Here is a 26,618-nt window from a genome sequence, read left to right as displayed (position 1 = left end):
CCTGCTTATTCTAATAACGGATCGTGCTAAATGGCTAAAGTCAAGGAAATAGCCACAGGCAGCGATCAGGCAATATTCACCCGGCAAAAAAGCAGACATAAGGACGGAAGTTGAAGGATTGGTGATAAAGAAACAGGCTATTAAGGATGCGTTATATGTGCTTGCTTGCTTGCAATAGGGGTGCCAGAGGATCTGGCCCTTATATTTTTCTCCTCAGGTACGTTAAGTTTAAACATAGGCTAGTATAGCACTATATCTAATGCAATTGTCAATGGGCCTATGAGATTTTTTTATTGCAGCGGGTAGTCGCCGTTGCCAAAGGGCTGTCATACATGCTATCATAGAGAGTATAGAGTGAGAGAAAAGATAGAGAGGTAAAATCCAAACCGGATGGACGATATGTCATGAAGATACTGGCCAAGACAAAAACACTGCCGACCTTTTTCGAGAAGTGCAAAGGCAGACAGATAATCCCCATGCTTGCCAGTGTCGTCGTTGAGGATGAAATTATCAAATTCGCAGCCAGAAAGGGACTCTGCGTCGTTGCATACAGAAATTGGGAGTACCTCGACATACTCAACTTCGACGATATAAAGGCAAGGCAAGGGAACCTTCCAGCCATCCTCCCCTAGCCCCTAATACTATTGACTTAAGCATTAAAGATGTCTGAACCACGATTTAACGGCCTGGCGACTTTAAGGAGCGATTTGATTATGCGGGTTGCACCCGCCCCTGCTGTTCCTGCTTGCCTTAAAATATATACTTTCAAAGGTCATAGAACAAGTTTTTTAACAACTGAATGTTCAAAGTGTAAAGAATCAGAGGGTTGTAAAATACTCAATCACCTTGCTCAGTATAGTTACCATAGAAATATAAAAAAGGTACAAAATATTTACCATGCTTGTTAAGAGGATACCAAATTTATGAGTAAGTTTCTGATGATACAGGGTACAGGTTCGGGGGTGGGCAAGAGTCTGCTTGTTGCCGCCCTGTGCAGGATATTTAAACAGAGTGGGGTAAGGGTGGCACCGTTTAAGGCCCAGAACATGGCGCTTAACTCCTACATCACCATCGAGGGTGGGGAGATTGGAAGGGCACAGGCCCTCCAGGCGCAGGCTGCGGGGATCGAGCCGTCCATTTATCTCAATCCGATCCTGCTCAAGGCCTCCGGGGAGAGCGGCTCTCAGGTCATTCTTCTGGGCAAGGTACACGCCAACATGTCCGCACAGGAGTACTACCGCTTCCGGGACAGTGCCTGGCCATATGTCGAGGTCGCACTTGAGAGACTCAGCGCACAGTACGACCTGATCATCATCGAGGGTGCCGGAAGTCCTGCCGAAATCAATCTCTCAGACGTGGAGATCGTCAACATGGCTGTGGCACGGCACACCAACGCCCCCGTCCTGCTCGTGGGGGATATCGACAGAGGGGGGGTCTTTGCGTCGCTCTATGGCACCGTTGCGTTGATACCGGAGGATGCACACAGAATCAAGGGCTTTATCATCAACAAGTTCCGAGGCGATTTGGACATCCTTACCAGTGGCATCGACATGCTCTCTGCAAAGACGGGCATCCCCGTCCTGGGCGTCCTGCCCTACGTGGGCAACCTCAGACTGCCCGAAGAAGACGGCCTTGCCATAGACTCATACAAACGTTACAAGGATACATGCAGCGACAGACCCATCAAGGTGCGGGTGCTGAGGCTCAGGTACATCTCCAACTTCACGGACTTCGACCCCTTCCTGTACGAGCCTGATGTGGAGTTGTCGTACACGCTTGGGCAGCAGGAACTGTTGAACTCCGACCTAATCATAATTCCAGGCAGCAAGAACACCGTAAGCGATCTCCTGTCCCTGAGGGCCAACGGACTTGAGGCGGTGTTAAAGGAGGCCGCACTGAGGGGCATCCCCATTGCCGGTATCTGCGGCGGATATCAGATGCTTGGCAGGCTATTGAGCGACCCCTACTGCGTAGAGAGTCACGTCAAAGAGGTGGAGGGCCTGGGTTTGCTCGATATCTGCACCACCTTTGACCGGACAAAGACCACCCGCAGGGTCAGGGCTAACCTGCGCAAGGCACCCTGGTTGGACTGGCATGTCACAAACACTGCCGCTGATCATCTCTCCAACCTGCAAGGGTACGAAATCCACATGGGAGAGTCACAAGGCCGGATAGAGCTGTTTGACGTCAGCCCCCTTGATGGCACACATCGCTATGCCGATGGCTCCTCAAACGGCAACGTCTGGGGCACGTACCTGCATGGCATCTTTGACAACGACGCCTTCCGCAGGGCACTTGTCAACGCCCTCAGAGAGAAACGCTCCCTGCCGCCACTGGAGACCTCTGTCAACTACCACCAGGTAATGTTAGACTCCCTCGACTCCCTGGCAGGAGTTGTCAAGACACACCTGGACATGGAGGCTATCTGCAGAATCACAGACCTGAACCCTCTACCAGACGCCGTCTATCCTGGTGGAACACACCGGGCAGCGGCCAGTGCCATCCTCAGCCCTAAGTAAGACATCTTCGCTGACGAAAAACCCCTGCCTTTTGAGCAAGGACGTCTTGCAGGAAGGACACCAGGTGTCCTCGGTTCCTTCACTGTAGGCGTTGCCCTGATAGACGTACTTTAAACCGGCATCCAGGCCGATCTGCCTTGCCGTTGCCAGGGTATCGGCGGACGTCCACGGCCTGTCCATCATCTTGTAGGTGGGATGAAACCTTGTCACGTGCCAGGGGATTGACGGACTCACCGAGGCAATGAACTCCGCTATCGACCTCAGCACAGAGTTCGAGTCGTTGTGCCCGGGGATCACTAACGTTGTAACCTCAACCCATACCCCCCCCTCTGCCATCTGCCTGATGGTGTCCTTTACAGGCTCAATCCGTCCGCCGCAGACCTTTCGGTAAAACTTGTCGTCGCCCTTGAGGTCGATGTTGTTGGCGTCGAGATATGGAATGAGAGTCTGAGCACTCTCAGGCGTCATGAAACCGTTGCTTACAAAGACGTTTTTAAGCCCCTTCTCCCTGGCCAGCTTTGCACAGTCAAGGGCAAACTCGAAAAAGACCGTCGGCTCCGAGTACGTATACGATATGCTCCTGCACCCGGTGCTGAGTGCGGCACCAACCACCTCCGAGGCAGAGGAGTGCTTGCCGGTTACAACGATCGTGAAGTCTTCCCTGAAACTCCTTGGATACTGAGAGAGGTCGGCGTTCTGACAGTGCAGACACCGGAAGTTGCATCCCACCGTGGCAATGGAAAAGGTCGTGGAAGCGGGATGAAAGTGATAGAGCGGTTTCTTTTCGATGGGGTCTATGTGTGCGGTGGCGAGCTTACCGTAGACGAGGCTGTAGAGCATTGCCTGGCGATTCTCCCTGACCCCGCACAACCCGCGCCTGCCCTGGGCAATAACACACCTGTGGGCACATAACAAACACTCCACCCTGCCGTCAGGCAACTTGTTATATAGGTAAGCCTCTTTCATCTCCGTCTCTGCATTCATAACAATATATTAGCATATCACTTATATGTAATACAATAAAATAACGTATCTTCGTATCCTCTTTATATTTCATGGTAACTATACTTTAAGGCAAGAAAGAAAGGGGCGGTTTGTGGCAGGGGTGCCTCACCCCCTCCGCCCCCCTTCAGAACCCCCCGCAAGGGGAGGGGTGAGGCGCCCCGGCCGGAAAGAAGTCCCCTTGACCCCATTTTACCATGCTTTTTTAAGAGGATGCATCATGTCGTCAATTATGCAAGCAAGAAAGGACTCTACACGCTTGCCTTCAGGGATTGGTTGTATCTCGACATTCTCAACTTTAGGGAGATAAATCAGATAAACACCGCAACAAACCAGTCGTAAAGCCTGAAGCTCTGCCCTCACTCATGCCAGCCGTACTGTCCTATAAGTGGTACAAATACGCACAATACGTGAGACTCCTTAGTGAAGTCTTTACCTGACTTTTTGAGCTTTAATAACTGCTGCGTATGGCGCTGTCCAACCGGAGCAAGGGCAATGCCGCCATCAGCCAGTTGCTCAATAAGCGGCTGTGGGATATCCGGTGCGGCAGCCGTTATCAGTATGCGGTCAAAGGGTGCCTCCTCGACCCAACCAAGGGTGCCATCTGCTGTCCTGAACCTGATGTTGTCATATCCCAGGTCGTGCAATCTGTTTCGTGCCCGTTCCGTGTGGGAATCGATCCGCTCAATCGTGCAGACCTCCCTTGCAAGCTCCGCAAGGATGGCACTCTGATACCCCGAACCGGTGCCAATTTCAAGCACCTTCAGTGTAGGGTCAAGCTCCAGCAGCTCCGTCATAACTGCCACCATATAGGGCTGAGATATCGTCTGCCCCATCCCTATATCCAGGGCCATGTCGTGGTATGCCCGTTCAACTATGTCGTCTCCGACAAACAGGTGCCTCGGTACCCTAGACATGGCCTCAAGGACACGGGCATCCCTTACCCCGCGTGCCACGATCTGGGTATCAACCATGGCCCTGCGTCTGTCGTCAAATGAGGTACTAATCAAAGACCTCCCTCCACTGCCTTCTGAGACAGTCCAGGGCCTCGTAGTTGGTCAGGTCCAGGTGTATGGGGGTAATGGAGATATAACCGGACTCCACGGCCAGGTAATCGGTGTTGATGTCGTCCTCCCAGGAGGGCGTGCCGCCACCAATCCAGTAGTGTCTGCGTCCCCAGGGGTCAAATGTCTCATGGATGGAGCCGATGTAGAGCCTCTTGCCCTGCTTGGTGAACTTGACCCCTTTGATATCGACCTCCGGCAGATTGGGAAGGTTTACGTTTAATAGCGTGTCCTTTGGCAGCCCCTTGTCAAGTATTATGCGGGCAAGTTTACCGGCAAATGAGGCGGCTGTGTCAAAGTGATATCCACCGCTTCCCACCATCGATATGGCAAACGAGGTCACACCCATGATCGTCCCCTCAATGGCCGCCGACACCGTGCCGGAATAGGTTATGTCATCGCCCAGATTGCCTCCCATGTTTATGCCAGACACCAGCAGCGCAGCAGGTCTGTCTACCACCTTCTGTACCGCCACGGCCACACAATCAGTAGGGGTGCCATTTACACAGTAGATGTCCTGCCCCACTTCGCTGACCCGCAGCGGCCTGTGCATGGTCAGTGAGTGACTGGTAGCGCTCCTCTCCCTGTCGGGGGCTACAATGATCGAATCGGCTATCTCCTTCATCGCCCGATGAAGCGCTATGATCCCGGGAGAGCTTACGCCATCGTCGTTGGTGACAAGGATCAGCGGGGCCGTGGATTTACCCATAGCTGCCTCCAATTATGCCCGCGGATGACATTCGTTGTACTCCTTCCTGATAAGTTCGGTTGAGACCTTGGTGTATATCTGTGTTGTTGTTATGTCGGCGTGTCCGAGCATCCTCTGAACCGAACGCAGGTCTGCCCCGCCCTCCACCAGGTGCGTGGCAAAACAGTGCCGCAGCGTATGAGGCGATAACTCAACTCCTGCCGCCTTGCCATATGCCTTGATCGTCTGCCAGAACCGCTGTCGTGTCAACGGCTTTCCCCTGTTGCTTAAGAACAGATACGGACTGATGCGTTTTTTCAGAATAATTGGGCGTATATCCTTACAATAAGCCATTATACGCTGTCTTGCCCTGTCGTTGACCGGCACCAGCCTCTCCCGCGACCCCTTGCCCTTGACCTTTATAAAGCCGGCCTCCAACTGGAGATTGGCTATCTCTACAAGCACCAGCTCGCTGACCCTCAACCCCGATGCGTACATCAGCTCAAGCATCGCAATGTCACGCATAACATACTTGCTTGATACCGTCGTTTTCAATACCCCGACAACGGCCTCAACACTCAACGTCCTGGGCAGGTGCTGCCACCCCTTGGGTCTGTGCAGATTCTCCGCAGGGTCATCAACCCGCACTCGTTCGATCAACAGGTACTTGCACAGAGACCTCACCGAAGCGATAAACCTGCATATCGATCTGTAGGAATAACCCTTCTGTCTCAGGCTGTGTATGTACTCAATGATGTCTTGACGGTTAAAGTCTGCCGGTGTCTTTTGCCATGCCGTAATGAAGGCAAAAAACAGCCTCAGGTCTGTCCCGTAGGCATCAATAGTATTGCCGGCAAGCCCCCGCTCGGCACTCAGATATATCAGAAACCTTTTCAGTGCATCATTCATAGCTTCAAGTAATCTCCGATGCCCGTTGCACGCTTCAGCTCGTCGTAGACGTACTGTGCCACCACCAGGAGGTTTACCGTATCCTCACGGTTGTACTTGATAAGCGTCTCCAGGGAGGCATTATCGCCACGCTTATACATGTGCCACAACCTCACGGCATCAAAACCGTTCATTCCATCTACCTCGTCAACCCTGTTGATACCAAAACACTTCTCATACTTCTTAAGCCCACCGCGCATCCCGATCCGCCTGGAGTCAAGACACACATCGTAGTGCAGCATTTCAAGGTTAAGCGTTGGATAGCTCGTGAGCAAAAACGGGATGTCAAAAACCGCCCCGTAAAACGTGATCAAATACTTATACGGCGACAACGCCTTGATGAGGTTTGTCTCCGTCAACCCCTTGCCACTTACCAGGGACGTATACTTGGTACCGTCATACAACCCCACCACTGTTATATACCCGCCACAGTCCCTGGGCAGACCGTTGGTCTCAATGTCCAGACACACGGCATCGTTCTTAAACAGCTCAAAAAACCGCCAGTGCTCCTTTCTCTTGATGCACCGGGCAAACAACGACCAGTTACCGTCCTCCAGCCCCTTGGTGTAAGACTCAACACTCTTATTGATGTCGCACTTCCTCTCCCGGCTGACAAAGGGAATGGTCTCCTCGTTGACAAAGTCCTCCCATGTCATAATTCCCTTTTTCCACAGCCTCTTCTCCGTACCTTCCCCTATGCCGTCAAATACACTGAACGTATTTTTTATCATTTTATGCTATTCTATACCCGTTTATAACCTTTCACGTTAAAATAATTCCAAACCTAATTATAACAACAACTGACAATATAATTCAAAGCAAAAATAATATTGACAAAAAATACCTGATGTCATTACTATAGAGCTCGTGGGAGTATTGTGCGAAATCTCAAATGTTAAAGATAGCATTGCCATCAACATTGGACATAGAAGCAGCCGAGGCGGCTTATGACATCGTCAGGGAGAAAATAAAGCACCGCAGCGCCGTCCTCATAGATGCCTCGGAGGTCAGGGTCATTGAACCGGAGGGGCTGGATTGCCTGTTGGCCATCTCTAAGTTTGTCAACGACAACAACCTCCCAAAGGTGATCATCCGAAAGCCAAGCAGGGTGATGAAAGACGTCCTGATGTTGTCCGACACACTGGATTTGTTTGAAATAAACGAGTAGACTTTAATTATACCATGGGGTTTTAAAGGCCGCCTTTTTTTGAGGTAATATAAAAAAGCAGTACGGAGGAAGAAACATGAGAGTTAAGTTATTCGTGGTAGCGTTGATGAGTATCTTTATGCTTGGCCTTTCAGGTCAGGTCTTTGCAGAGGATGCAAAGCCCGCCAAGGGGTGGCCGGCCTCAGTTGATGAGGTTATCGGTAAGACCAAATCCTCAGTTAAGACCGTCGATATGGAGGCATTTAAGAAGGTGGTTGAAAACAAGGGTGATGCGATCATCATTGACGTCAGAGAGCCGGAGGAATATAAGTCCGGATTTATCCCTGGAGCCACAAACATCCCAAGAGGTCTGGCTGAGTTCAAGATATGGAAGGCAGTGGCGGGTTTCCCCGACAAGACCAATACCTCTCTAAAAATCTACACCTACTGCGCACTTGGCGGCAGGGCAGTGTTAACCGCAAAGGCCCTCCAGGACGTAGGATTTACCGATGTAACAGCCGTAACCATGAAAATGGCTGACTGGATAAAAGCAGGCAACCCGGTAGAAAGATAGAGGCGGTCTAGTTCAGTATACAATAAGAAATTTTGTATACACATGCACTGTCTGCTCTATAGAACCACTGCAAGGAAGGGGGTAAGTACCCTTTTCCTTGTTCAGTGCATGACAAGCCTCTGCCCATAGTTAATTACTTAGAGAAACAGATGCTTATAGAAGCCAGAGGGCTGAGTAAGTCGTATGGAGGTCTGAGTGCCTTAAGCGATGTTGACATTGTTATCGATGAGGGCGAGGTGGTTGGCCTTATTGGTCCTAATGGGGCCGGCAAGACCACGCTTGTCAATTGTCTTTCGGGTATTGTGAGTCCTTCTGGTGGCTTTATACGGTTTAAGGGGGTTGACATAGTCCCCGAGGTGGACGGTGCAGTTACGGTGTCTGTTGTCAGGTTCAGCTATGTGATGCTTGTTGCAACCCTATTGTGGGGGATGGTGTTTTCGGCGGTAACGCTACCGGGGGTGGTGTTTGAACTAGAGACATTTATGGCGTTAATGGTGGTCACGATACTCAGGGTGTTCAGCGCCCGGAGACTTGGCTCATTTGCAGGTTGGAGCAGGGCAGTGGCCATTGTCTTTGCGCTGTCTGACCTCATTACGGCGGTGGTGTGGCTCTTCAGGCTTGAGCTATACGGCCATTACAGGTTCTTTTCGGTTGGCCCGGAGGCCGTACAACTGTTGCCCCTGAAACCTGTTGTCATTGTAACGGCATTGATATTTATAGTATACAGTCCTTTTGTCATCGTTGGTCTCAGTGGCAGTGGTGTACTTGCCGCCTTTGGTACCTTCATCAGACCTAACAGGGTAAACGCATCAGGAATAGCGCGCACCTTTCAAAATATCAGGCTGTTCAAGGATATGACCGTCTGCGACAACGTTAGGACAGCCCGGCACCGGCATGGCCGCTGTGGAGTCCTGGCCTCGATACTGCGCAGTGCCTCTCAACAGGCCGAAGAGCTGGAGATTCATCGGTCTGCGGAGGAATTGCTTGAATTTGTCGGCCTGCACGACAGGGGTGACCTCAGGGCGGCCAACCTCCCCTACGGCGACCAGAGGCGTCTTGAGATTGCACGGGCACTGGCAACGGGGCCATCCCTCCTGCTCCTGGATGAGCCTGCCGCCGGAATGAATCCCCTTGAGACCGCCAGAGTCGTTGAACTCATACAAGAGATAAACCGCAGGGGGATAACAATCATCATCATAGAGCACGACATGCGGTTGATAATGCAGGCTTGCCACAGGATAATAGTCCTCGACCACGGCAAAAAGATAGCCGATGGCACCCCGCAGGAAATACGTACCAACCGTGAGGTCATCGAGGCCTACCTTGGCGTGGATAGCGACCATGCTTAAGCTCAACGACGTCCACTGTTACTACGGCAGCATACATGCCATCAAGGGGGTCGGCTTTGAGCTTAGGAGCGGTCAGATTGGCTGTCTGATTGGGGCCAATGGAGCGGGCAAGTCCACGCTGCTCTGCACCATCTCCGGTCTTCTGCATCCAACACAGGGGGAGATCGAGCTTGAAGGAGTGTCCATACACGGGGCGTCCCCGGAGCAGATAGTGCGCATGGGTATCTGCCAGGTTCCAGAGGGGCGGCGGATATTCCCCCGTATGACGGTGCGTGAAAACCTGCTCCTGGGTGCCTGCATCAGGAGGGACAGGGCAGGCATCAGGCAGGACATGCAGCGGGTGTTTGACTACTTCCCGGTGCTTGCAACGCGTCTTGATCAGGAGGGTGGAACGCTCTCCGGCGGACAACAGCAGATGTTGGCAGTTGGTCGGGCGCTGATGGCACGTCCCAGGCTCCTGTTGCTCGACGAACCCAGTCTTGGGTTGGCTCCACTGATGGTGCAGACCATCTTTGATATAATCAGGGGCATTGCCAGTGACAACATAACCGTTCTGTTGGTGGAACAAAACGCCAGGGCTGCCCTGAAGCTGGCCAATTACGGATGGGTACTCGATCTTGGCCGCATAGCCCTTGCCGCTCCGGCTCAAGACCTCCTGCACAACCCAAGGGTCGCAGAGGCATATCTCGGATAAGGGCAGGGCGGGCAAATCTATTTTTCGCTCGTGTGCAATACAGCACGTTTCGATTGGGTTAAATGCAATTGGGGAGTTTGACAAAAATATATAAACTTGTTAAGATAGTAATCAGTGAGCTGTATAATTTTAGGAAACGTTACACTATAGGAGAATATGAACCCAAAGCAGAAGATATCGGGAATGATAGTTTTCACGTCGGTGTTTGTTGGCAGCTTTCTCGGAGCAGGCATAACAGTTATAACGGCCCCAAAGGAAGCTGTAAAGGGCTTAAGCAAAAAACTCAAAGGAACAGCAGAGGTGTTAAAAGAGAGCTTCAACGATCAACTGGACCATGCCACTGTCAGGTTGATTGAAAATAGCACGAAGATACTGGCAAAGACGAAATCAACCCTCAGCAGCACAAACACGGTGTTTGGCATCTTAAAAGACGGCGTTGATTCCTTGCTTAAAAAGAACGTATAGTTTAAATAACGATATTGTCAACGAAGTAAACGGACACTACCGACCAAACCAAGGGGTAGGTCATGGAGAATATCTCAGCCCCCCACCATGAGACCACGGGCAAGGGTAGTTACCGCATCGAAGCAGCCGGGTAGTCGGCTCTGATACCAGTGGCTGCGTGTGTGTGTTGGTTAGTGGGGGTAAACTAAAAATCTGTCTCACTGAGAGTTGGTCTGTTGTTTTCAAAGGATGCATATTCAGCGGTAGACTTATTGTCTACGATCTTTAGGTTTGGAGTCAGCCCCAGGGTAGAACGTGCGTGGGACAGGGTTGTCAGGAACTCTTTTTTTTCACTTGCTTTTTTCTTTTTCCAGATGTCTCTTGCTACCTTGATCCTGAGATAGTTGTCTGCCTCGGTGTATTCGGTGACGACACCGGTGGTATTATTCAACAACAGCGTCTCTATGACCTTATTGGCTGCCTCTATCTCCTTGGGATCGGTGGCTTTTTTTATCGTGACAACCTCCTTGCCCAATCCCCCTGTAAACAGTAGTATGGAATACACCACTATCACTAGACCCAGGAACAGGATAGCCGTAATTTTTATAATATTCATATTTATCCCTTTGCCTGACGTGTTGCTTTTCATTTAGCCTCCTTTGTTTACAATTTGCCGTTACTTTCTTTGTCCTATTATATCTTATTTTGCCAAATTAAAACAAAAAAAGTGCATAAATTTTTCATGTGTATCCGTCAGCGCCTGCCGGCAGCACAGTCACCACTGAGCACCGGGGCCTATATACCATGCAACGGCAATGTGACTGCGATTGCCCTGCCGTGGCCACCCGCGCAACATAAATGCCTAATGAACATATCTGTTATGCTATAATAAACTGTAAGTGGCAATGAAAAGATTTAACCTCTTGTATAACACCACTATGGGGTTGACCCATCTGGGGCGATATAAGATACTGCATGAGCTTGGTCATGGGGCAATGGGTGTCGTCTACAAGGGCAATGATACGATCATTGATCGCACGGTAGCCATAAAGACCATCAAGCTGGGGAAGGTGCTGTCGTCTTTTAAGGAAAAGGAGCTTCTGGCGTTGTTCTACCAGGAGGTTCGGATAGCAGGCAAGCTGGCACATCCAAACATTGCGATGATCTACGATGCGGGGCAGCACTATGACATACATTACTTTGTCATGGAGCACGTCAGCGGCATATCGCTCAAGAGCGTTATTACGGATAAGCTCCCGTTGACCCTCGATGACAAGGTACGTATCCTAACCATCATAGCCAACGCCTTGCACTATGCCCATCAGCGTGGTGTCATACACAGAGACATCAAGCCTGCCAACATCATGCTCCTGGAGGATTACCAGGCAAAGATAATGGACTTCGGTATAGCAATGCTCTCAACGGCCAAGGACGCCATGGCCAGACCCACGCAGGACAAGATACTCGGTACGCCCTCATACATGTCCCCGGAACAGATCAGTGGACAGGACCTGGACAGGCTTACGGATGTGTTTTCCCTCGGCGCTATGGCCTATGAGTTTATAACGGGCAGAAAGGCCTTTCCGGCAAGCGATATCACCTCCCTGTTTCATAAGATCAAGACCGAAGACCCTATTGCCCCGCACTTTATCTTACCGGAAGTAGACAAAACCCTCAGCGATTGTATCATGGGCGCTATGAAGAAAAACAAAGAGGAGCGTTTCCAATCGGCAAGTGAGTTTGCCGATGCCCTGGTCATTTTTCTCAACAAGAGTGAAAAGGAAGGCTCACAGAGTGCCCGCAGCCCCGTAGAGTACGCCAACAAGGATTTCCTGCTGGCACTTAAGAAGAGTTACGCCTTTTTTTCGGACTTTACACTGGAAGAACTCCACACAATTATAAAAATAAGCAAAAAAAACACCTTTAAGGCCGATGAGGTTATATTTAAGGAAAACACCATCGGTAACACGATGTATATCATTATATCGGGTCAGATCAGGATCACAAAGGTGTTCTCCCCGCAAGAAAACCCAACCCTGTTAAACAGGCTCAAGGTGGGCGACTGCTTTGGTGAGATGGCAATCATGGAGTCTGCCCCTCGCTTTGCCACCGCAATATGCGAAACCGATTGCATACTCATAGCCATCAATGAAGTGGTACTCAGAAACTCTGAACCAAGACTCTGCCTGAAGCTATACAGAAACCTGGCCATCATACTTTCGGATAAACTGCGAAAGAGCGACGCCAAGGTCAACGCCCTCCTGGCCAAGCAATCAGACTCTTAAAAAAAACTGACTTCTTGACCCCCTGCCATTAATTATAGTAGACTTCTATGTATGAGTTTAACTGATAGGATTGCCATAGTCACTGGCGGTGCCAGGGGGATTGGCAGGGAGATATCGCTCAGACTTGCCGGGGCTGGGGCGACGGTGATTGCCGTCTATAAAGGTTCGGAGGAGCTTGCGGTATCCTTGTTGCCAGAGCTGGGAGGCAACAGTGAGATATTCAAGGCCGATATCACACAGGAGTCAGAGGTCAGGGGTCTGTTTGAACACGTGAGAAAAAAACATGGCCGCCTTGACATCTTGATAAACAACGCCGGTGTCATCAACGACAAACTCCTGCTGGCAATGGAGCTGTCCCACTGGCAGGGGGTAATGGATGTCAATCTCAAGGCCGTGTTTCTGTGCAGTCGCATGGCTGCCCAACTGATGATCGTCAATCATTGCGGCAAGATCGTCAATCTGGCCTCCGTTGCAGCCGTTAAGTGTACGCGCGGGCAGTCCAACTATGCGGCATCCAAGGGCGGGGTGATCTCCTTTACCAGGGCATGTGCCGTGGAGCTTGCCCCCAAGGGGATACAGGTAAATGCCGTGCTACCCGGGATGATCCTCACGGATATGAGCAAGAGGGTCAGAAAGCGTGCCGGTGAGGAGGTGCTCAAGGACATCCCCGCAGGGAGATTTGGAACACCGGGCGATGTGGCCGACTTGGTGCTGTTTTTATCGTCCCACGCATCGGATTACATAACGGGGCAGGCCATCGCCGTTGACGGTGGGTTAAGCGTCTCCTGATGCGTCTGTTTCAGGGGCTGGATATCGTTTATATCCCTAAGTTCAAAGACGTAGCAGACAGAAACACACGGCTTGTAACAGACATTTTTACCGAAAAGGAACGCATAGCCTGTATGCAGTTGGCCAGACCTTACGTGTCACTTGCCGGGCGGTTTGCGGCAAAAGAGGCCATGCTTAAGGCCATTGGCATTGGCTTTACAACAACGGGCGTCTTTCAGGACATAGAGGTTAGCAATCAACCCTCCGGCAAACCAACGCTGACATTAAGGGGCTGGATCAAGACCCTGATTAGACGACGCAATATCAAAGAGGTCACGGTTTCCATCTCCCACAGTGCCGACTATGCCGCCGCAACAGTAATTCTGTTATCGACAGACAACCCCTTAGAATAATACTGAGGTTACAACAACCCTGCGTGTCTTAATGCCTCTTTCAGTTCCGGGTCTTTTTCGGCTTTTGCTTTGATTGCGAGTGTCAGTTTCTCAGTATGAGCTTCAAGTTCCCTGGTGGTTCTAGTCAAAGGCGCAAGGATTGTCCGTCTGTCCCATAAGGCGAAACCGACAATAAAAAGCATACCGCTAACTGTTACGCTGATCATTACGTATATCAACCCTCTGAGATCGTCGATCCTCTGGTTGACGCTATCGATCCTCTGGTTGACGGCCTTGAGACCATCGTCGATCCTCTGGTTGACGGCCTTGAGACCGTCATCGATCTTCTGATTGGTGGCCTTTAAGCCTTCTTCCAGCCGAGTCATCCGGTCCCTGTCCGCCTGGGTAAATGACGAATCGGCAGCCTCAACCCCGATTGTCATGCAAAACATCAATACGAAAAATACCATCAATGTCTTCATGATTAATTGTACCATAAAAACTCCGGGAAAAGAAACACGCCTCAACGAAGGGGTTAAGTCATAACTTGACATTTACTCCCCTGATGTTACATAATCAGTGTTTTAAAAGGAGGTAAGTTTATGAAAAAAGAAAGTGTGTTAGTTACGGGAGGGGCTGGGTATTTGGGGTCTACATTGGTGCCTGTGCTGTTGAACAATGGCTTTAAGGTAACCGCTTTAGACTCGCTGCTGTTTAACCAGCATGCCCTCCTTGATTGTTGTGCCAATCCGGATTTTGATTTCATCAAGGGAGATATATGTAACGAACAACTGATGTCGTCCCTGATTCCAAAGTTTGACATCATCATTCCCCTGGCTGCCATCGTCGGCGCTCCGGCATGTAAGATAAACCCAACGCTGACAAACCTTGTAAACCACGATGCCCAGATGACGCTGATCAAGGGGCTATCTTCCTTACAGAAGGCCATCTTTCCCACCACCAACAGCGGCTACGGGATCGGTGAAAAGGACAGCATGTGTACGGAGGACTCTCCGCTGCGACCGATATCGGAGTATGGCGTGGCAAAGGTCGAAATCGAAAAGGCCTTCCTGGATAAAGGCAGCGCAGTCACCCTGCGTCTGGCAACCGTCTTTGGGATGAGTCCGCGCATGAGAATGGACCTCCTGGTCAATGACTTTACATATCGTGCCTACAAGGACGGTTTTATTGTCCTGTTTGAGGAGCACTTCAGGCGCAACTACATACACGTCCGCGATGTGGCAAAGGCCTTCGTCTTTACCATCAACAACTATGACAGGATGAAGGGACAGCCCTTTAACGTTGGCCTGAGTTCGGCAAACCTGACCAAACGTCAGCTCTGCGAAAAAATCAAGGAATACGTGCCAAAACTCTACATCCACTCCGCCGAGGTCGGCGAGGACCCCGACAAGAGGGATTACCTCGTTAGCAACGAAAAAATAGAGGGCATGGGATGGCGCCCTGACCACTCCCTCGATGACGGCATAAAGGAACTGCTCAAGGGCTACAAAATACTAAGGCCCAACCAGTTTGCCAACGTCTGATAGAAATTAAGGAGGACAAAGGGTGTTATTATGGTAATATCGCGCACGCCGCACAGGATATCGTTTTTCGGCGGGGGCACTGATTACCCGGACTACTATCTGAAACACGGGGGTAAGGTCCTGGGCGTTGCCGTAGATAAGTATTGCTACCTAAGCGTCAGGAGGTTGCCACCGTTTTTTGACTTCACGCACAGGATAGTCTATTCGAAGATGGAAAACGTTCAGGAAATCAACGACATACAGCATCCCTCCGTGAGAGAGACGCTCAAGTACCTTAATGTTGCCTATGGGGTGTCGATTCATCACGATGGCGACATTCCGGCGCGAAGTGGTATGGGGTCGAGTTCGTCCTTCACCGTGGGGCTGCTCAACTCCATGTACGCACTTGAGGGACAGGTGACTTCCAGGGATGAGCTGGTAAAGGAGGCCATACACGTAGAGCAAGACCTGATCAAGGAAAACGTGGGTTCCCAGGACCAGACCTTTGCCGCATACGGGGGGATGAACGTGATCAACTTCTTGCAGAGTGGTGAGATCGTCGTGGAACCCGTCATAATGAAGCCTGAGAGGTTGCATAGTTTCAGGGAGCGATTCTTGTTATTCTTCACGGGACTTTCCAGATATGCCTCCGAGGTGGCAGGAGACAAGATAAAGAATATCCCCAAGAATTACGACAACCTGGCACAGATGAAGGAAATGGTCGATTACGCCTACAAGATACTTACTACCCCAAGCAGGGACCTCAGGGAGTTTGGGGAACTCTTAAATGAGACGTGGAAGTTGAAAAAGACACTGTCAACAAAGATTACTAAACCCGAAATAGACGAAATGTACGATACGGCCATCAAAAACGGTGCCATAGGCGGTAAGCTCCTGGGGGCAGGAGGGGGAGGTTTCATGGTGTTTTACGCCGAACCAAGGGACCACTTTAAGATAAAAAGGGCGCTTGACAAGTTCCTGCACGTACCGTTTAACTTCGACTTTGACGGCTCAAAGATCGTCGTATATCAACCAGACAGGATGTGAAAATGAAATACTCGTTAACCTCCTCAACCTTTGGGGTTGAAGAGAAACAGGCAATGGTTTCAGTGATAGACAGCGACATGTTTACGATGGGTAGGCATGTCCGGGAGTTTGAGGAGCAGTTTGCGTCATACATGGGTATGAAACATGCCGTCATGGTCAACTCCGGCTCCTCGGCAAACGTTATAGCAGTTGCGTCGTTGTTTTTCAGGAGTAAGGCCCCCCTCCGGCGTGGCGATGAGGTCATAGTGCCCTGCATCTCCTGGGCGACGACGTACTATCCGCTGCATCAGTACGGTCTGAAACTGAGGTTTGTTGACGTAGACCTCCATACCCTCAATTACGACATAGACGAGCTGAGAAAGGCCATCACGCCACAAACAAAGATGGTTGTGGCCGTCAGCATCCTGGGTAATCCCTGCGATTTTACAGCCATCCAGGAGATATGTAACCATCATGGCATTATACTGTTCGAGGACAACTGTGAATCCCTTGGTGCCACCCACAAGGGCAGGTACACCGGGACATTTGGATTGCTCAACACCTTCAGCACGTTCTTCTCCCACCACATATCGACGATGGAGGGTGGCTTGGTGTTAACCAATGATCATGAACTGTACTGCCTGTGCAGGTCGCTGAGAAATCACGGATGGACGAGAGACCAAGACCCCGGTAGCGTCATATTCAATCGCCGCGACGACGATTTTTATGAGGCCTATCGCTTTATCCTTCCCGGCTACAACGTCCGTCCCACGGAGTTGCAGGGGGGTGTGGGCAAGGAGCAGTTGAAAAAGCTCCGGGGATTCATAGATACACGCATAGCAAATGCCGCCCACTTTACGGGGCTGTTTAAGGATGACGAGAGGTTTATTATCCAGAGGCCGGTGGGGCCGGATTCCGTCAGTTCGTCGTTCTGCTTTACGATGATCGTCAATCCCAAAGCGGGGGTAGACAGAGGTCGTGTTTTGCAGAGGCTCCGGGAGGCCGAAATCGAGCACAGGATCATCACTGGCGGCAACTTCCTCCGGCATGATGTCATAAAGTACTTTGACTACGAGGTGACTGGGTCGTCCAATGCCGATATCGCACACGACTATGGATTCTTTGTAGGCAACCACCCCATAGACATACGGGCCGAAATCGATTATCTCCACAAAACGTTAAAGAACGTATGAGCAGGATGAAGGGTTGAGTAGTTATGAAGGGGTTAAGGGAACTGATCCCTTGGCCCCGTAAAAATGCCACGTACCTTGTATTTAGTCCAATCAAACCTGCCATAAAAAAATATTGCAATTTTTTCTTTTAATTTGTTACACTGTTGCATGTCTGAAAAAGCAAAATTATATCATTGGTGCTACCTGAAAGATGGCTTGGCAGGACCGTTGGATAACGCTCTGTCGGGATTTCTTGGCTCTATCCAAGATAGTGATATACAGATCGGCATTGACTTGTCAGAAATAAAATTCATTGAACCCGCATCAATGATAATGCTCCTCGCAATCTATAGTGATCTTAAACGTAATAATCGCCCACCGGCAATAAAATTTCCCACAGAATTTGCCGTGCGAAGATTTATGAGAAACTGGAATTTCTTGGAGGCGTTAAAAAGTATAAGTGATCCATCTGTCCTAATGGAAAGTGTTGACGATACCAGTCAACCACGCCGTCCCGATGACCTTGAGAACGAGCTTGAGAAGACTTATCTCCCTATAAAGTTTATATGTGGTATCAATGGACAAGATAGACCAAGTAACCAGCATGTAGACGATGAGCTGAAACGTTCCAACGAAACTTTGATAATGGCTTGGCTCCAGTTGAATCTTAAGTGTCCGGAAGAAATGGACCGAACCGAATGGCGCAATTTTGTAAAGAACACTTATCCGTCTCGAATAGTTTTCGAGGCAATGATGAACGCTGTCCGTCATCCTGATGCTACGATGATTATCACGACTTCACACATTCACTGGAAGCACAATAAGGAAGAAGGAGCGTTCACGTGCTTGTGGTGGGACAACGGCAAGGGGATTGTAGAAACACTTAAAAAGGTGATTAATGATGGTGGATCAATCGTATCGTCCAGGTTACAACTCCCTGAGAAGCTGTGTTCAATAACGTACAAACATGCCAGCGAAGGTCAACCACGCAATCTATCGACAAATTATATTCCGAATAGAGACAGTTCTGACGCTGAGATTCTTTTCTCTTCAATATGCGCCGGAATTACACGCGACCCTAATGGTATAGGTCATCGCACTATGCTTTCCGATGAGATTCCAACGGACTCCCCACTCCGCCAGCCGGGCATGGGGCTCTATATTTTGGTTGACTGCGCCGTAAACATTTTTGGCGGCAGTGTTTCTTTCAGAACAGGGAATCTTTTTATGAATGTGAAGCGAGGAGAAGAGAAAGGCCCTAATAAAGCTGACTATGCCGTATCTATTTCGCGCCCGAATAATAACTTCCAATTCCCAGGTAACATGCTAATCGTTCGTCTTCCAATACGAAGACAATCAATGGGATCTGACTGCAACCAGTGAAGAGTGTTCAATTCATACAGTACACCTTTGGATCTCTAGCCTCCGAGCCGATCTCGAAAAAACTGCAAGAATTATATTGTTGGATAGCGCGTTCGCTTACTAAAGCGCATTGTATTCAGAGCGTATCAGGTAAAGATATGAACGTGCCATCAGTGGCAAAAACTGGCGGTCTAGGGCATATAGAGATATATAACGGATGTTCTGCGCAAAAAAAGGCTTACTTCCTTTAAATATAAGGTTTTATAAAAGAAAATGTGTAAACACGTAGACACTAAAACTTGATTTTATTAGTGAGGCATGGTATAATACATTTCATGATAACTTATTAATATAGCAAAGAATTTTAAAATGTAGACACTATCAATTTTGAATAATCGTTTAGTGTCAAGGGGTTACACGATTTTTTACAGTCAAAACCCAGAACATCCGATATAATCAGCTTTACAGCTATGTTCAGAACAATTGGAAGACACCCATAGAAATTGCAATAGTCGAGATAGCCAGAGCTACGTCAACGGAAACCATTCGCTCCGAATGGGAAATGGCTATTGTCTCCGCATTAACCACACTGATTAATGAATCGCTATCCCGAGGTGAACAACCTCTGTGGATAATACTAAAACAGGCGCGCCCCACAGAGACTGACATTTTATGGTCTCCAATGCTGGCTTCTTTCAATTCAGGGAATGCACTCATAATTGACGATGTAGGGCTTATCCGTGGGCATCAACAATTCAAAGATTTGATTGACAGAGAAGAATATAAAAGGGAGCTTCTGCGCGCAAGAAATACGCCAATTGATATGCTCGACTTGAAATTGATCAGGCGTTTAGGTCACTTTCGGGTCGTAAACAAAGAAAAGCAAGCATATTGTGCCAGGCATTACTTTGACGGTTCGGAATGCAAGGATGAGATTGCACAGCTCATACGAGATCACATAAAAGAACATTACAAAGACCAGGAGAACCCCATTATACTCTATACAGACCCCCAATCAAACTGGCTAAGAGATGTGGTGCTTACGCTCGAAGACTGTTCGTCCAAAAGACCTATGAGCGTGGAAGAATATCTCAAGGAAGGGCAAGATTGCCCTCAGGCACAATATCTTCTTGTCATGCCTGTAATCGATACAGCTAATACTCTTGCATCGATATTGCAAGATTGGGCCAAAGCAAAACTCCCCAAGCCGAAGATTTTTTCCGTCATATCTACGCGTGGGGACAAAGATAGGAATGGGTCTTGGCTACCCATATTCGATGGTGTAGAATACGAGGTTTTTTATCTACTCCATCGCAAGCTGAAAAAATATAATAGCCAATGCCCTTTGTGCCGGTTGGATATCCCGCATCAAGACAGTGGACTTGCCGATCAATACCTTTCTCTCACATCCTATGACTTCTGGGATATGGTAGGCGACTTTCCGTGTCTTTCAGAAGATAATTCAGATACCCCAAAGCATCGCTCCAAGCCTCTTAAAGTAGTGCCTCCCATTCGGGATATTGTGAATGAAAATGGTCCATGGCTTGCCAAGAAAGCAGTAAACCTGTTGAAAAATAGCCTTGGGGAATGCAGACTCAAGGGAATTCCCATTGTTCATTTGCAAGAGAAAGGTGCAAAGCCATTGCCTTTGTATCTTAGGGAACTACTTGGCGCAACTCTAATAGAACTCCCCAATTGGGTAAGGAATGAACTCAAGCCTGATTCCAGCAATGTGGAAGAAGTCACTGCACGACTTCGTCTCAAAGAACCTATTTGTAGTCAACAGCTTGACTCGGTTAATCCTGATCAACCAGTACTTGTCCTTGAGGAGTTCTCCGTGACTGGTGGGACACGGGATGCCATCATGAAACTTCTGGATCACCTTAGGCGCACTGTTCTTGCGCACTTGTGCGTCCTCAGCTTCGAGTCACCACAGGCCAGGTTGCGTATTGATAACAGCTTTTGTTTGTATGAGTTTGAGCTTCCAAAGGAATGGTTTAACAATGGTTCGTTCGTATAGGAACGACATACCGGACGTAGAACGTCCAGAGATATCGATCAGAGTTTTGGCGGATGAACTTGCCAAATGTAAAAATAACAACAAACGTGAACTGCTTATCGCTGATTTTTTCACAAAGTTGCAGATTCTACCAGCAGAGAGCTACTACTGGAATCTGGCAAAGGCAATGTTGAGCGAGTTCCCAGAAAGGATCAAGCCGATAATGGAACAGAAAATGAACGTAATGGAGCAGAAGATGAACGTAAATGTTCTTGTAATAACTGTACGGGATGATGAAATCAACTCTCTTAGAGAGACATTTCCCGACAAACAACTGCCTGGTATCTCTTCCTTTACGCCACTAGTTTTTGACGTTGAGAAAACATGGTATAGGGGACAGTTTTCATCTGATACTCGAACTGTTAACATTATCTTAGTCCAACAGACCGAAACAGGCAACCAAGATGCAGCTAGCATCGCGACTAACTTTATTTGGCAGTTTAAGGAAACCATTGGTTTGAAACCAGATTTGGCTGTCTTGGTAGGCATATGTGCGGGTTCACGACTAAGGGAATCTAATTTAGGTGATGTAGTTGTGCCTCCTCATATTTTTGACGAGAGTGTATACAAAATTACTCGGGTAGACGGGCGCCAACATACTATTCCAGAACTTCGAAATCCTGGAAAGCCAAATGAGCATTTGCTGAGGCTTTGCAGGGGGATTGGTCAGGAGCCGAGTATCTGGAATACGCCGAAGCTTCAGCGTATTGATAATCATAAGTTTCCACCTGATGTGCATCTTGATCCAGCATTCACTGGCAATGCTTTCATTGAAGACCCGGAATACATGAAAAAATGCCAGGACCTCTACAATCGCAAAACGATTGCGTATGAGATGGAGGTTGGCGGATTCGCCAAGGCATGTCATAGCCAGAATGTTCCTTTTGTTGTTATTCGTGGCATATCTGACTGGGCAGATGAGGATGCCAGCAACGACAAATGGCGCTCATATGCATCGCTAACGGCGTCTCTGTTCATGTATGAGCTGTTAAAGGTTGCTTCTATGCCGCCTCGGTAGCCCCTTTCCCGCTCTTCATTTCAACCAGAATGGAACGCACTGTTGCCAAAGTCATCATAAGCGTCATTGACTGCAACGGAGACTTTACGAAACCGCGCGATAGATAGAAACGCCTGGCCTGTTCCGAAGTGAGCTACCGCTCGCGTGCAAAGCGTCGCTCCTCTTTTTATCGTTCACCCCATTTAAGTTTTTCGCGCAAGACCTGGAAATAGTCCCGCTGTGCCGGCAACAACAAACGGGCTACGTGGTCGGATTTTCTGATCTCAATCACGTCGTTGTCACACAACGCCCGGCCTATCTGACCGTCGAGCGTGAGACTTATGTCCTTGCTACCCGGGTTGACCCTGGCCTCGATGAGCATACCATCCCCGATCACAATGGGGCGGTTGGTAAGGGTGTGTGAGCAGATTGGCGTTATGACTATGCAGTGCAGCGTGGGATACAGGATTGGCCCACCGGCTGAGAGCGAATAGGCCGTGGAACCAGTCGGCGTTGAGATAATCAGACCATCGGCCTTGAAGGTCGTTACGTACTTGCGCTCTATAAAGATTTCGATGTCAAATATGCGGGCCAACGCCCCCTTGTTTATCACCACGTCGTTGAGAACCGTGAATTCTTCATGAGATTGTCCCTGTCTGATGATGCGGGTGTGGAGCATGATCCTGTCCTCGATGACATAATCATCGGCAATGACCTTTTCCAAGGCATCGAGGGCCTCGCCCTTACTGACCTCGGTGATAAACCCAAGTCCTCCAAGGTTTATACCAAAGATAGGGATGTCTCTTTGTGCGATAAGCCGTGCCACTGAGAGCATTGTCCCATCCCCCCCCAGCACAATTATCATATCAACTAGGTCGGGCAGTGCACACCTCTCATAACCGCGTATGCCAAGGACTTGTGCCGCATCACTGTCTGCAAACACCGTCAACCCCCTCTCTGACAACCACGGCAGAAGCTCCTTTAAGAGTGCAATGGGTTCCGCTTTGCCCTTCTTACAGATTATTCCAATCCTTTTCATCCATACCTTCAATCACCAGACGGCGCAGTGACTGCTCACCGTGGGGCTCAACGTGTGTTATCGTTATGTATATATCGGCCTTGAAATGGCCATCCAACCTGTCGGCCCACTCCACAACGGCCACCCCCTCACCACCAAGACACTCAAAGACACCACAGTTGTAGATTGCCTCAACGTCTTCAAGGCGGTAGAGGTCGATGTGGTAAAACGGGATGTCCGTGTCATATTCGGCAATGATGGTAAAGCTGGCACTGGTGATGGCCTCCTGTCTGATTCCAAAGTTTTCGGCGATCCCTTTGATTAGAGTGGTCTTGCCGCAGCCAAAGTCACCAACGACAAACACACACTGTCCGCTCCTGAGGAGCTTGCCCAGCCTCTGACCAATCGCCACCGTCTGGTCGTGCGACTTACTGATAAGCTCAAACATAAGAAGGGGGCGACTCTGCCCTACAACATACCGATAAAACCACCCTGCCTGCCAGTACCGGCCTTTGTTCTGCGATAGGAGTGGTAGAGTTCGGGCATACAGAACGTACAATCAGGGGATATCCAGACGTTTGTCTCAGCCAATCCCACCGCAAGGGCCTGATGCAGGTTTGCCCTTGCCAGGTCAACGTACCACTTGTCGCCCTCCTGGCGGATATAGTCACCTGCCCCGGTTGTCTGCCGCACTTCATACATGACGTCGCCCCCCACCTCGTAGCAGCAGGACTTGATGGATGGCCCCACCGCAATCAAGATTTCCCGTGGATTACAGGAGAAGTCGGTACGCATGGTTGCTATAACTGTTTTGAGGATGCCCTTTGCCGTGCCACGCCACCCGGCATGAATGGCTGCTATTACGTGTCTATGCGGGTCAAATGCAAGTATGGGCACACAATCGGCAGTCTGTACACCGATCACGACCCCTGGCCTGTTCGTGATAACCGCATCGGCAACACAACCCTCCGGTGTCAATGATTGGTCTCTGAGGATGGTGATAGCCAAGTCTGTGTGTCTCTGTGTGGGCATGTAGAAGTCAACTTCCCGCTCAAATAAGGCACAGATGCTAGCCCTGTCTATACCAACGTTTTTGTCAGTAAAGAGTGCCTTTACCTGGTTGCCTAAAAAGAAGGGGGGCGGCTCCGTCCCCCCCTCAGACCCCCACTGCAAGAGGTCCATACCCCTTGACCCCTTTATATCTTGTTCACAGTGCAATGGATACAATTAACCGTTCTTTTTTAGTACGAAGGCCTTCATAAACCCTACGGGGTCGCCACTTGTTACCTTGTCAATGGTAACGGGCTGTCCTTCTATGATGTCATCTAAGTTTCTTGTGATGCTTGCAAAGCCATAGCTCAGGATTGCATCTATGGGTTTAGCCACATTGGCAGGGATATCGCCTTCCCTGAACAGGTGGTCGTAGACTAGTATCTGCCCGCCCGGTTTTAGTACGCGAACGACCTCGGAAAAGGCTTTTTTGGGGTTAAAGACAACCGTCAGAAACAGGCTAAGGATGGCCTTGTCAAAGGTGTTGTCATCGTAGTAGAGGTCTTCTGCGTCCATTTTCTTGAATCTGACGCTTTTATCCAGGCCCATTGCCTTGATCTTGAGTTTTCCGATACCGAGCATGACGTCGCTGATATCTACGCCCTCAACTACGACATCCTTGGGCAGGGCAGAGAGGTCATGACCCGTCCCCACACCGGGGACAAGGACACGGTCTCCGGCATTGAAGTTGAGCATGTTTATTGCCTTCTTGCGATTACCCCTCAGCGGTAACATCAGCGCCGGGTAGAAGACCGGTATAAACGTGTTAAAGGATAGTAGCTTCACAATGTTCTTCATTTCATATTCCTCCTGTGGATTTTATTTTATCTGGTGTCTCTGTTACACCTTAAAGTCATACGTTACACCATTGTACGTAAAGGGGTCTATCTGATAATCCTTCAGCTCCCTTCTTGCGTATTTTTGCAGCAGCCCGGATTGGACAAAGAAGTCCACAATGTCTTTATCTATATGTTTATCCTTTACCATCATGCCTATTATCTTAACACACTCCGAGAGTTTTTTTCCATGCTTATAGGGCCTGTCCCCTGCCGAGAGTGCCTCAAAGATATCCGCTATTGCAATGATCCTTGACTGCACGGACAGGGAGTCGGCATCGAGACCGTTAGGATAGCCTGTGCCATCGAGTTTTTCGTGGTGCTCACCGGCATATTCACAGACGCCTTTGAGTTTCTTTGGCCACGGTAGTCTGGCAAGCATTGCGTGTGTCAGTACCACGTGATTTTGGATAACATTACGCTCTTCTTCTGTCAATGTGCCTTTTCTTATACTGAGGTTATATACCTCGTTTTCGGTCAGCAGGTTCTGTTGTACGCCATTGAGTGTAATCTGTGTGGTAGCAATGTCCTTTAGTCGGGCAATCAGGGCATCTGACATAAACTCTCCTCCCTGGTTGATGAGCCTGAGGAAGTTGAGGTCTGAGGCGAGGCTATTTATTCGCTCATCGTAGACCTCTCTAAGCCTTTTTAGTTGCTCTTGCTTGTCTTTATCGTTGCGGGAGGATATTTCGGCGTGTTTTTTGAGATAGAACAGTTCAACGTCACGTATGAGTATTTCAAACTTTGCCTCTATGTAGTGAATCCTGTCGTAGATGGTTTCAAGCTTAGTGGCTTTGTCCACTACGTACTCGGGTGTGGATATCTTACCAATGTCGTGCATCCATGCGGCTATTCTCAGTTCATTGATTTCATCCTGGGAGAGGTTGAAGTCTTTCCACCGGCCGTCGTTTGAGCTGTTGAGGCCCTGGGCAATATCAAGCGTGATCTCCGCCACACGGCGGATATGCCCACCCGTATAGGGAGACTTCTCATCAATGGCGCTTGCTATGCTCTTGATAAAGCCATCCATGAGGTTTTTCAGGTCACTGAGCAGGGAGGCATTGGTGATGGCCACAGCCGCCTGCGAGGCCAGAGACTCGATCAACTCCTGATGGTCCATGGAAAACGGTATTATGGCACCTTCGCTATCCTGTGCGTTGATCAACTGCAGGACGCCGATTATTTCGTTTTCATAGTTTCTGAGTGCCGTTACCAGCATTGACTTGGAACGGTAACACGTGTTCTTGTCAAAGTCCTTGCAGCCCTGGAAGTCAAAGCCGTCTATCTCATAGACATCAGGGATATTCAGAGTCGTCCCGGTCAGGGCCACGTAGACGGAGACGAGGTGCTTGTTACCGGTACCATCGGGTTTATACAGCTTCAGGGGTGGGAATTTGATCTCTTTTGCGCTCGTACCCCCCATCTGTAGTCCCAGTGTGCGGTTTTGGAGTATCCTAAAGGCGATGGTCGTCTCATCGGGGGTCTTGATGTAGAGGGTAGCACCGTCGGAGTTTGTCAGATTCATGGCCTCAACAACAATCATCTCCAGGAGGGCCTCTATGTTTTTCTCTGCCGACAGGGCGGTTCCTATCTTGAGCAGGTCACTTGCAAGATGGCTCTTTTGCACTAAGATGGCCTGGAGTCTTGCTACCTCATCGCCCTCGACGACCGTCTCTCTGGCATCACCCGTAATTTGCATAT

Annotated in this window: 28 protein-coding genes; 16 read left to right on the top strand and 12 right to left on the bottom strand. The window is 49.5% G+C overall.

Translation table 11 applies throughout. The features are described 5' to 3' along the window. Window positions 1-404 precede the first annotated feature (404 nt). Window positions 405-632: a hypothetical protein gene (locus tag Mcas_RS07805; protein WP_040334960.1), complete on the top strand. Its 228-nt coding sequence runs from the start codon at window positions 405-407 to the stop codon at window positions 630-632. 291 nt (window positions 633-923) lie between these two features. After that, a complete protein-coding gene (locus tag Mcas_RS07800; protein ID WP_052567006.1) occupies window positions 924-2,519 on the top strand; it encodes a cobyric acid synthase in 1,596 nt (531 codons plus the stop codon). Here Mcas_RS07800 and amrS read toward each other — a convergent pair. The 5 genes from amrS to Mcas_RS07775 all read right to left on the bottom strand — a co-directional run bounded on the left by amrS (window position 2,451) and on the right by Mcas_RS07775 (window position 6,952). Continuing rightward, the gene (gene amrS, locus Mcas_RS07795) at window positions 2,451-3,485 is read right to left on the bottom strand and encodes an AmmeMemoRadiSam system radical SAM enzyme (RefSeq protein WP_040334959.1); all 1,035 of its coding nucleotides are present in this window, start codon (window positions 3,483-3,485) and stop codon (window positions 2,451-2,453) included. The two genes, Mcas_RS07800 and amrS, sit on opposite strands and share 69 nt — an antisense overlap. A 395-nt stretch (window positions 3,486-3,880) precedes the next feature. Further along, window positions 3,881-4,528 (bottom strand): protein-L-isoaspartate(D-aspartate) O-methyltransferase, encoded by a 648-nt coding sequence (locus Mcas_RS07790; protein WP_353740386.1) that lies wholly within the window; start codon window positions 4,526-4,528, stop codon window positions 3,881-3,883. After that, complete coding sequence (gene surE / locus Mcas_RS07785) at window positions 4,524-5,294, bottom strand: 5'/3'-nucleotidase SurE (protein WP_040334958.1); 771 nt, start codon at window positions 5,292-5,294, stop codon at window positions 4,524-4,526. Before surE ends, Mcas_RS07790 begins: the two co-directional genes overlap by 5 nt. A gap of 12 nt (window positions 5,295-5,306) precedes the next feature. Then, window positions 5,307-6,182 (bottom strand): site-specific tyrosine recombinase XerD, encoded by an 876-nt coding sequence (gene xerD / locus Mcas_RS07780; protein WP_040334957.1) that lies wholly within the window; start codon window positions 6,180-6,182, stop codon window positions 5,307-5,309. Further along, window positions 6,179-6,952 carry a ribonuclease H-like domain-containing protein gene (locus Mcas_RS07775; protein ID WP_040334956.1) on the bottom strand — a complete coding sequence of 258 codons (774 nt, stop codon included), beginning with the start codon at window positions 6,950-6,952 and terminating at the stop codon, window positions 6,179-6,181. The genes xerD and Mcas_RS07775 overlap by 4 nt, the downstream gene beginning before the upstream one ends. Before the next feature lie 161 nt (window positions 6,953-7,113). Here Mcas_RS07775 and Mcas_RS07770 point away from each other — a divergent pair, with 161 nt between their 5' ends. From Mcas_RS07770 to Mcas_RS07745, 5 genes are all read left to right on the top strand, one after another. Continuing rightward, complete coding sequence (locus tag Mcas_RS07770) at window positions 7,114-7,389, top strand: STAS domain-containing protein (RefSeq protein WP_040334955.1); 276 nt, start codon at window positions 7,114-7,116, stop codon at window positions 7,387-7,389. A gap of 76 nt (window positions 7,390-7,465) precedes the next feature. Next, on the top strand, window positions 7,466-7,942 hold the full coding sequence (locus tag Mcas_RS07765; protein ID WP_040334954.1) for a rhodanese-like domain-containing protein: 477 nt from the start codon (window positions 7,466-7,468) through the stop codon (window positions 7,940-7,942). Window positions 7,943-8,091: 149 nt separating this feature from the next. Beyond that, window positions 8,092-9,291, top strand: a complete 1,200-nt coding sequence (locus Mcas_RS16555; RefSeq protein WP_052567005.1) for an ATP-binding cassette domain-containing protein — start codon at window positions 8,092-8,094, stop codon at window positions 9,289-9,291. Further along, entirely contained in the window at window positions 9,284-9,985 is a 702-nt protein-coding gene (locus Mcas_RS07750) for an ABC transporter ATP-binding protein (protein ID WP_040334953.1), read from the top strand. Before Mcas_RS16555 ends, Mcas_RS07750 begins: the two co-directional genes overlap by 8 nt. 156 nt (window positions 9,986-10,141) lie before the next feature. Next, the gene (locus tag Mcas_RS07745) at window positions 10,142-10,450 is read left to right on the top strand and encodes a hypothetical protein (RefSeq protein WP_040334952.1); all 309 of its coding nucleotides are present in this window, start codon (window positions 10,142-10,144) and stop codon (window positions 10,448-10,450) included. 184 nt (window positions 10,451-10,634) lie between these two features. Here the strand turns inward: Mcas_RS07745 and Mcas_RS07740 are convergent, their stop codons facing one another. Further along, window positions 10,635-11,078, bottom strand: coding sequence for a hypothetical protein (locus tag Mcas_RS07740; RefSeq protein ID WP_040334951.1), 444 nt, complete (start codon window positions 11,076-11,078; stop codon window positions 10,635-10,637). A 256-nt stretch (window positions 11,079-11,334) separates the two neighbouring features. On the opposite strand from Mcas_RS07740, the gene Mcas_RS16550 reads away from it, so the two are divergent. Genes Mcas_RS16550 through acpS form a run of 3 tightly spaced genes read left to right on the top strand, consistent with a single transcriptional unit; the run spans window position 11,335 to window position 13,895 of the window. Continuing rightward, window positions 11,335-12,714, top strand: coding sequence for a serine/threonine-protein kinase (locus Mcas_RS16550; RefSeq protein ID WP_052567004.1), 1,380 nt, complete (start codon window positions 11,335-11,337; stop codon window positions 12,712-12,714). Window positions 12,715-12,765: 51 nt separating this feature from the next. After that, window positions 12,766-13,503 carry an SDR family NAD(P)-dependent oxidoreductase gene (locus tag Mcas_RS07730; RefSeq protein WP_040334950.1) on the top strand — a complete coding sequence of 246 codons (738 nt, stop codon included), beginning with the start codon at window positions 12,766-12,768 and terminating at the stop codon, window positions 13,501-13,503. Continuing rightward, a complete protein-coding gene (gene acpS, locus Mcas_RS07725) occupies window positions 13,503-13,895 on the top strand; it encodes a holo-ACP synthase (RefSeq protein ID WP_040334949.1) in 393 nt (130 codons plus the stop codon). Before Mcas_RS07730 ends, acpS begins: the two co-directional genes overlap by 1 nt. Before the next feature lie 8 nt (window positions 13,896-13,903). Here the strand turns inward: acpS and Mcas_RS07720 are convergent, their stop codons facing one another. Continuing rightward, window positions 13,904-14,371 carry a hypothetical protein gene (locus Mcas_RS07720; protein ID WP_040334948.1) on the bottom strand — a complete coding sequence of 156 codons (468 nt, stop codon included), beginning with the start codon at window positions 14,369-14,371 and terminating at the stop codon, window positions 13,904-13,906. 105 nt (window positions 14,372-14,476) lie between these two features. Here Mcas_RS07720 and Mcas_RS07715 point away from each other — a divergent pair, with 105 nt between their 5' ends. From Mcas_RS07715 to Mcas_RS07690, 6 genes are all read left to right on the top strand, one after another. Further along, a complete protein-coding gene (locus Mcas_RS07715) occupies window positions 14,477-15,418 on the top strand; it encodes an NAD-dependent epimerase/dehydratase family protein (protein WP_040334947.1) in 942 nt (313 codons plus the stop codon). 30 nt (window positions 15,419-15,448) lie between these two features. Further along, window positions 15,449-16,444 (top strand): GHMP family kinase ATP-binding protein, encoded by a 996-nt coding sequence (locus Mcas_RS07710; RefSeq protein ID WP_040334946.1) that lies wholly within the window; start codon window positions 15,449-15,451, stop codon window positions 16,442-16,444. Between the two features lie 2 nt (window positions 16,445-16,446). Next, window positions 16,447-17,616, top strand: a complete 1,170-nt coding sequence (locus Mcas_RS07705; protein WP_040334945.1) for a DegT/DnrJ/EryC1/StrS family aminotransferase — start codon at window positions 16,447-16,449, stop codon at window positions 17,614-17,616. 147 nt (window positions 17,617-17,763) lie between these two features. Continuing rightward, entirely contained in the window at window positions 17,764-18,978 is a 1,215-nt protein-coding gene (locus tag Mcas_RS07700) for a hypothetical protein (RefSeq protein ID WP_162176280.1), read from the top strand. Window positions 18,979-19,519: 541 nt separating this feature from the next. Next, window positions 19,520-20,977, top strand: coding sequence for a hypothetical protein (locus tag Mcas_RS07695; RefSeq protein ID WP_040334943.1), 1,458 nt, complete (start codon window positions 19,520-19,522; stop codon window positions 20,975-20,977). 46 nt (window positions 20,978-21,023) lie between these two features. After that, window positions 21,024-22,034 carry a 5'-methylthioadenosine/S-adenosylhomocysteine nucleosidase family protein gene (locus tag Mcas_RS07690; protein WP_162176279.1) on the top strand — a complete coding sequence of 337 codons (1,011 nt, stop codon included), beginning with the start codon at window positions 21,024-21,026 and terminating at the stop codon, window positions 22,032-22,034. Window positions 22,035-22,200: 166 nt separating this feature from the next. Here Mcas_RS07690 and Mcas_RS07685 read toward each other — a convergent pair whose 3' ends face one another. From Mcas_RS07685 to Mcas_RS07665, 5 genes are read right to left on the bottom strand one after another with little or no spacing between them, the layout of a single operon-like run. After that, window positions 22,201-23,052 carry an NAD(+)/NADH kinase gene (locus Mcas_RS07685; protein ID WP_040334941.1) on the bottom strand — a complete coding sequence of 284 codons (852 nt, stop codon included), beginning with the start codon at window positions 23,050-23,052 and terminating at the stop codon, window positions 22,201-22,203. Continuing rightward, window positions 23,027-23,479, bottom strand: a complete 453-nt coding sequence (tsaE, locus tag Mcas_RS07680) for a tRNA (adenosine(37)-N6)-threonylcarbamoyltransferase complex ATPase subunit type 1 TsaE (RefSeq protein ID WP_052567003.1) — start codon at window positions 23,477-23,479, stop codon at window positions 23,027-23,029. Before tsaE ends, Mcas_RS07685 begins: the two co-directional genes overlap by 26 nt. A 20-nt stretch (window positions 23,480-23,499) precedes the next feature. After that, entirely contained in the window at window positions 23,500-24,213 is a 714-nt protein-coding gene (gene pgeF, locus Mcas_RS16545) for a peptidoglycan editing factor PgeF (protein WP_156033259.1), read from the bottom strand. A 45-nt stretch (window positions 24,214-24,258) separates the two neighbouring features. Continuing rightward, window positions 24,259-24,879, bottom strand: a complete 621-nt coding sequence (locus tag Mcas_RS16540; RefSeq protein WP_052567001.1) for a class I SAM-dependent methyltransferase — start codon at window positions 24,877-24,879, stop codon at window positions 24,259-24,261. Between the two features lie 42 nt (window positions 24,880-24,921). Beyond that, a complete protein-coding gene (locus Mcas_RS07665; RefSeq protein ID WP_052567000.1) occupies window positions 24,922-26,616 on the bottom strand; it encodes an HD domain-containing phosphohydrolase in 1,695 nt (564 codons plus the stop codon). Window positions 26,617-26,618 lie beyond the last annotated feature (2 nt).

Origin of the sequence: Candidatus Magnetobacterium casense (assembly GCF_000714715.1) — a bacterium.
GTDB lineage: Bacteria > Nitrospirota > Thermodesulfovibrionia > Thermodesulfovibrionales > Magnetobacteriaceae > Magnetobacterium > Magnetobacterium casense.
This window is presented reverse-complemented; position numbering and strand designations above follow the sequence as displayed.

Coding starts and splice junctions, on each gene's coding strand:
- Mcas_RS07730 (WP_040334950.1), top strand. CDS start 12,766: ATGAGTTTAACTGATAGGATTGCCATAGTCACTGGCGGTGCCAGGGGG.
- xerD (WP_040334957.1), bottom strand. CDS start 6,182: ATGAATGATGCACTGAAAAGGTTTCTGATATATCTGAGTGCCGAGCGG.
- Mcas_RS07765 (WP_040334954.1), top strand. CDS start 7,466: ATGAGAGTTAAGTTATTCGTGGTAGCGTTGATGAGTATCTTTATGCTT.
- Mcas_RS07745 (WP_040334952.1), top strand. CDS start 10,142: ATGAACCCAAAGCAGAAGATATCGGGAATGATAGTTTTCACGTCGGTG.
- Mcas_RS07775 (WP_040334956.1), bottom strand. CDS start 6,952: ATGATAAAAAATACGTTCAGTGTATTTGACGGCATAGGGGAAGGTACG.
- Mcas_RS07685 (WP_040334941.1), bottom strand. CDS start 23,052: ATGAAAAGGATTGGAATAATCTGTAAGAAGGGCAAAGCGGAACCCATT.
- Mcas_RS07770 (WP_040334955.1), top strand. CDS start 7,114: ATGTTAAAGATAGCATTGCCATCAACATTGGACATAGAAGCAGCCGAG.
- pgeF (WP_156033259.1), bottom strand. CDS start 24,213: ATGGACCTCTTGCAGTGGGGGTCTGAGGGGGGGACGGAGCCGCCCCCC.
- Mcas_RS07750 (WP_040334953.1), top strand. CDS start 9,284: ATGCTTAAGCTCAACGACGTCCACTGTTACTACGGCAGCATACATGCC.
- Mcas_RS07740 (WP_040334951.1), bottom strand. CDS start 11,078: ATGAAAAGCAACACGTCAGGCAAAGGGATAAATATGAATATTATAAAA.
- Mcas_RS07720 (WP_040334948.1), bottom strand. CDS start 14,371: ATGGTACAATTAATCATGAAGACATTGATGGTATTTTTCGTATTGATG.
- Mcas_RS07710 (WP_040334946.1), top strand. CDS start 15,449: ATGGTAATATCGCGCACGCCGCACAGGATATCGTTTTTCGGCGGGGGC.
- Mcas_RS07715 (WP_040334947.1), top strand. CDS start 14,477: ATGAAAAAAGAAAGTGTGTTAGTTACGGGAGGGGCTGGGTATTTGGGG.
- amrS (WP_040334959.1), bottom strand. CDS start 3,485: ATGAAAGAGGCTTACCTATATAACAAGTTGCCTGACGGCAGGGTGGAG.
- Mcas_RS07700 (WP_162176280.1), top strand. CDS start 17,764: ATGTCTGAAAAAGCAAAATTATATCATTGGTGCTACCTGAAAGATGGC.
- Mcas_RS07800 (WP_052567006.1), top strand. CDS start 924: ATGAGTAAGTTTCTGATGATACAGGGTACAGGTTCGGGGGTGGGCAAG.
- acpS (WP_040334949.1), top strand. CDS start 13,503: ATGCGTCTGTTTCAGGGGCTGGATATCGTTTATATCCCTAAGTTCAAA.
- tsaE (WP_052567003.1), bottom strand. CDS start 23,479: ATGTTTGAGCTTATCAGTAAGTCGCACGACCAGACGGTGGCGATTGGT.
- Mcas_RS07705 (WP_040334945.1), top strand. CDS start 16,447: ATGAAATACTCGTTAACCTCCTCAACCTTTGGGGTTGAAGAGAAACAG.
- Mcas_RS07695 (WP_040334943.1), top strand. CDS start 19,520: ATGGCTATTGTCTCCGCATTAACCACACTGATTAATGAATCGCTATCC.
- surE (WP_040334958.1), bottom strand. CDS start 5,294: ATGGGTAAATCCACGGCCCCGCTGATCCTTGTCACCAACGACGATGGC.
- Mcas_RS16555 (WP_052567005.1), top strand. CDS start 8,092: ATGCTTATAGAAGCCAGAGGGCTGAGTAAGTCGTATGGAGGTCTGAGT.
- Mcas_RS16550 (WP_052567004.1), top strand. CDS start 11,335: ATGAAAAGATTTAACCTCTTGTATAACACCACTATGGGGTTGACCCAT.
- Mcas_RS07805 (WP_040334960.1), top strand. CDS start 405: ATGAAGATACTGGCCAAGACAAAAACACTGCCGACCTTTTTCGAGAAG.
- Mcas_RS16540 (WP_052567001.1), bottom strand. CDS start 24,879: ATGAAGAACATTGTGAAGCTACTATCCTTTAACACGTTTATACCGGTC.
- Mcas_RS07665 (WP_052567000.1), bottom strand. CDS start 26,616: ATGCAAATTACGGGTGATGCCAGAGAGACGGTCGTCGAGGGCGATGAG.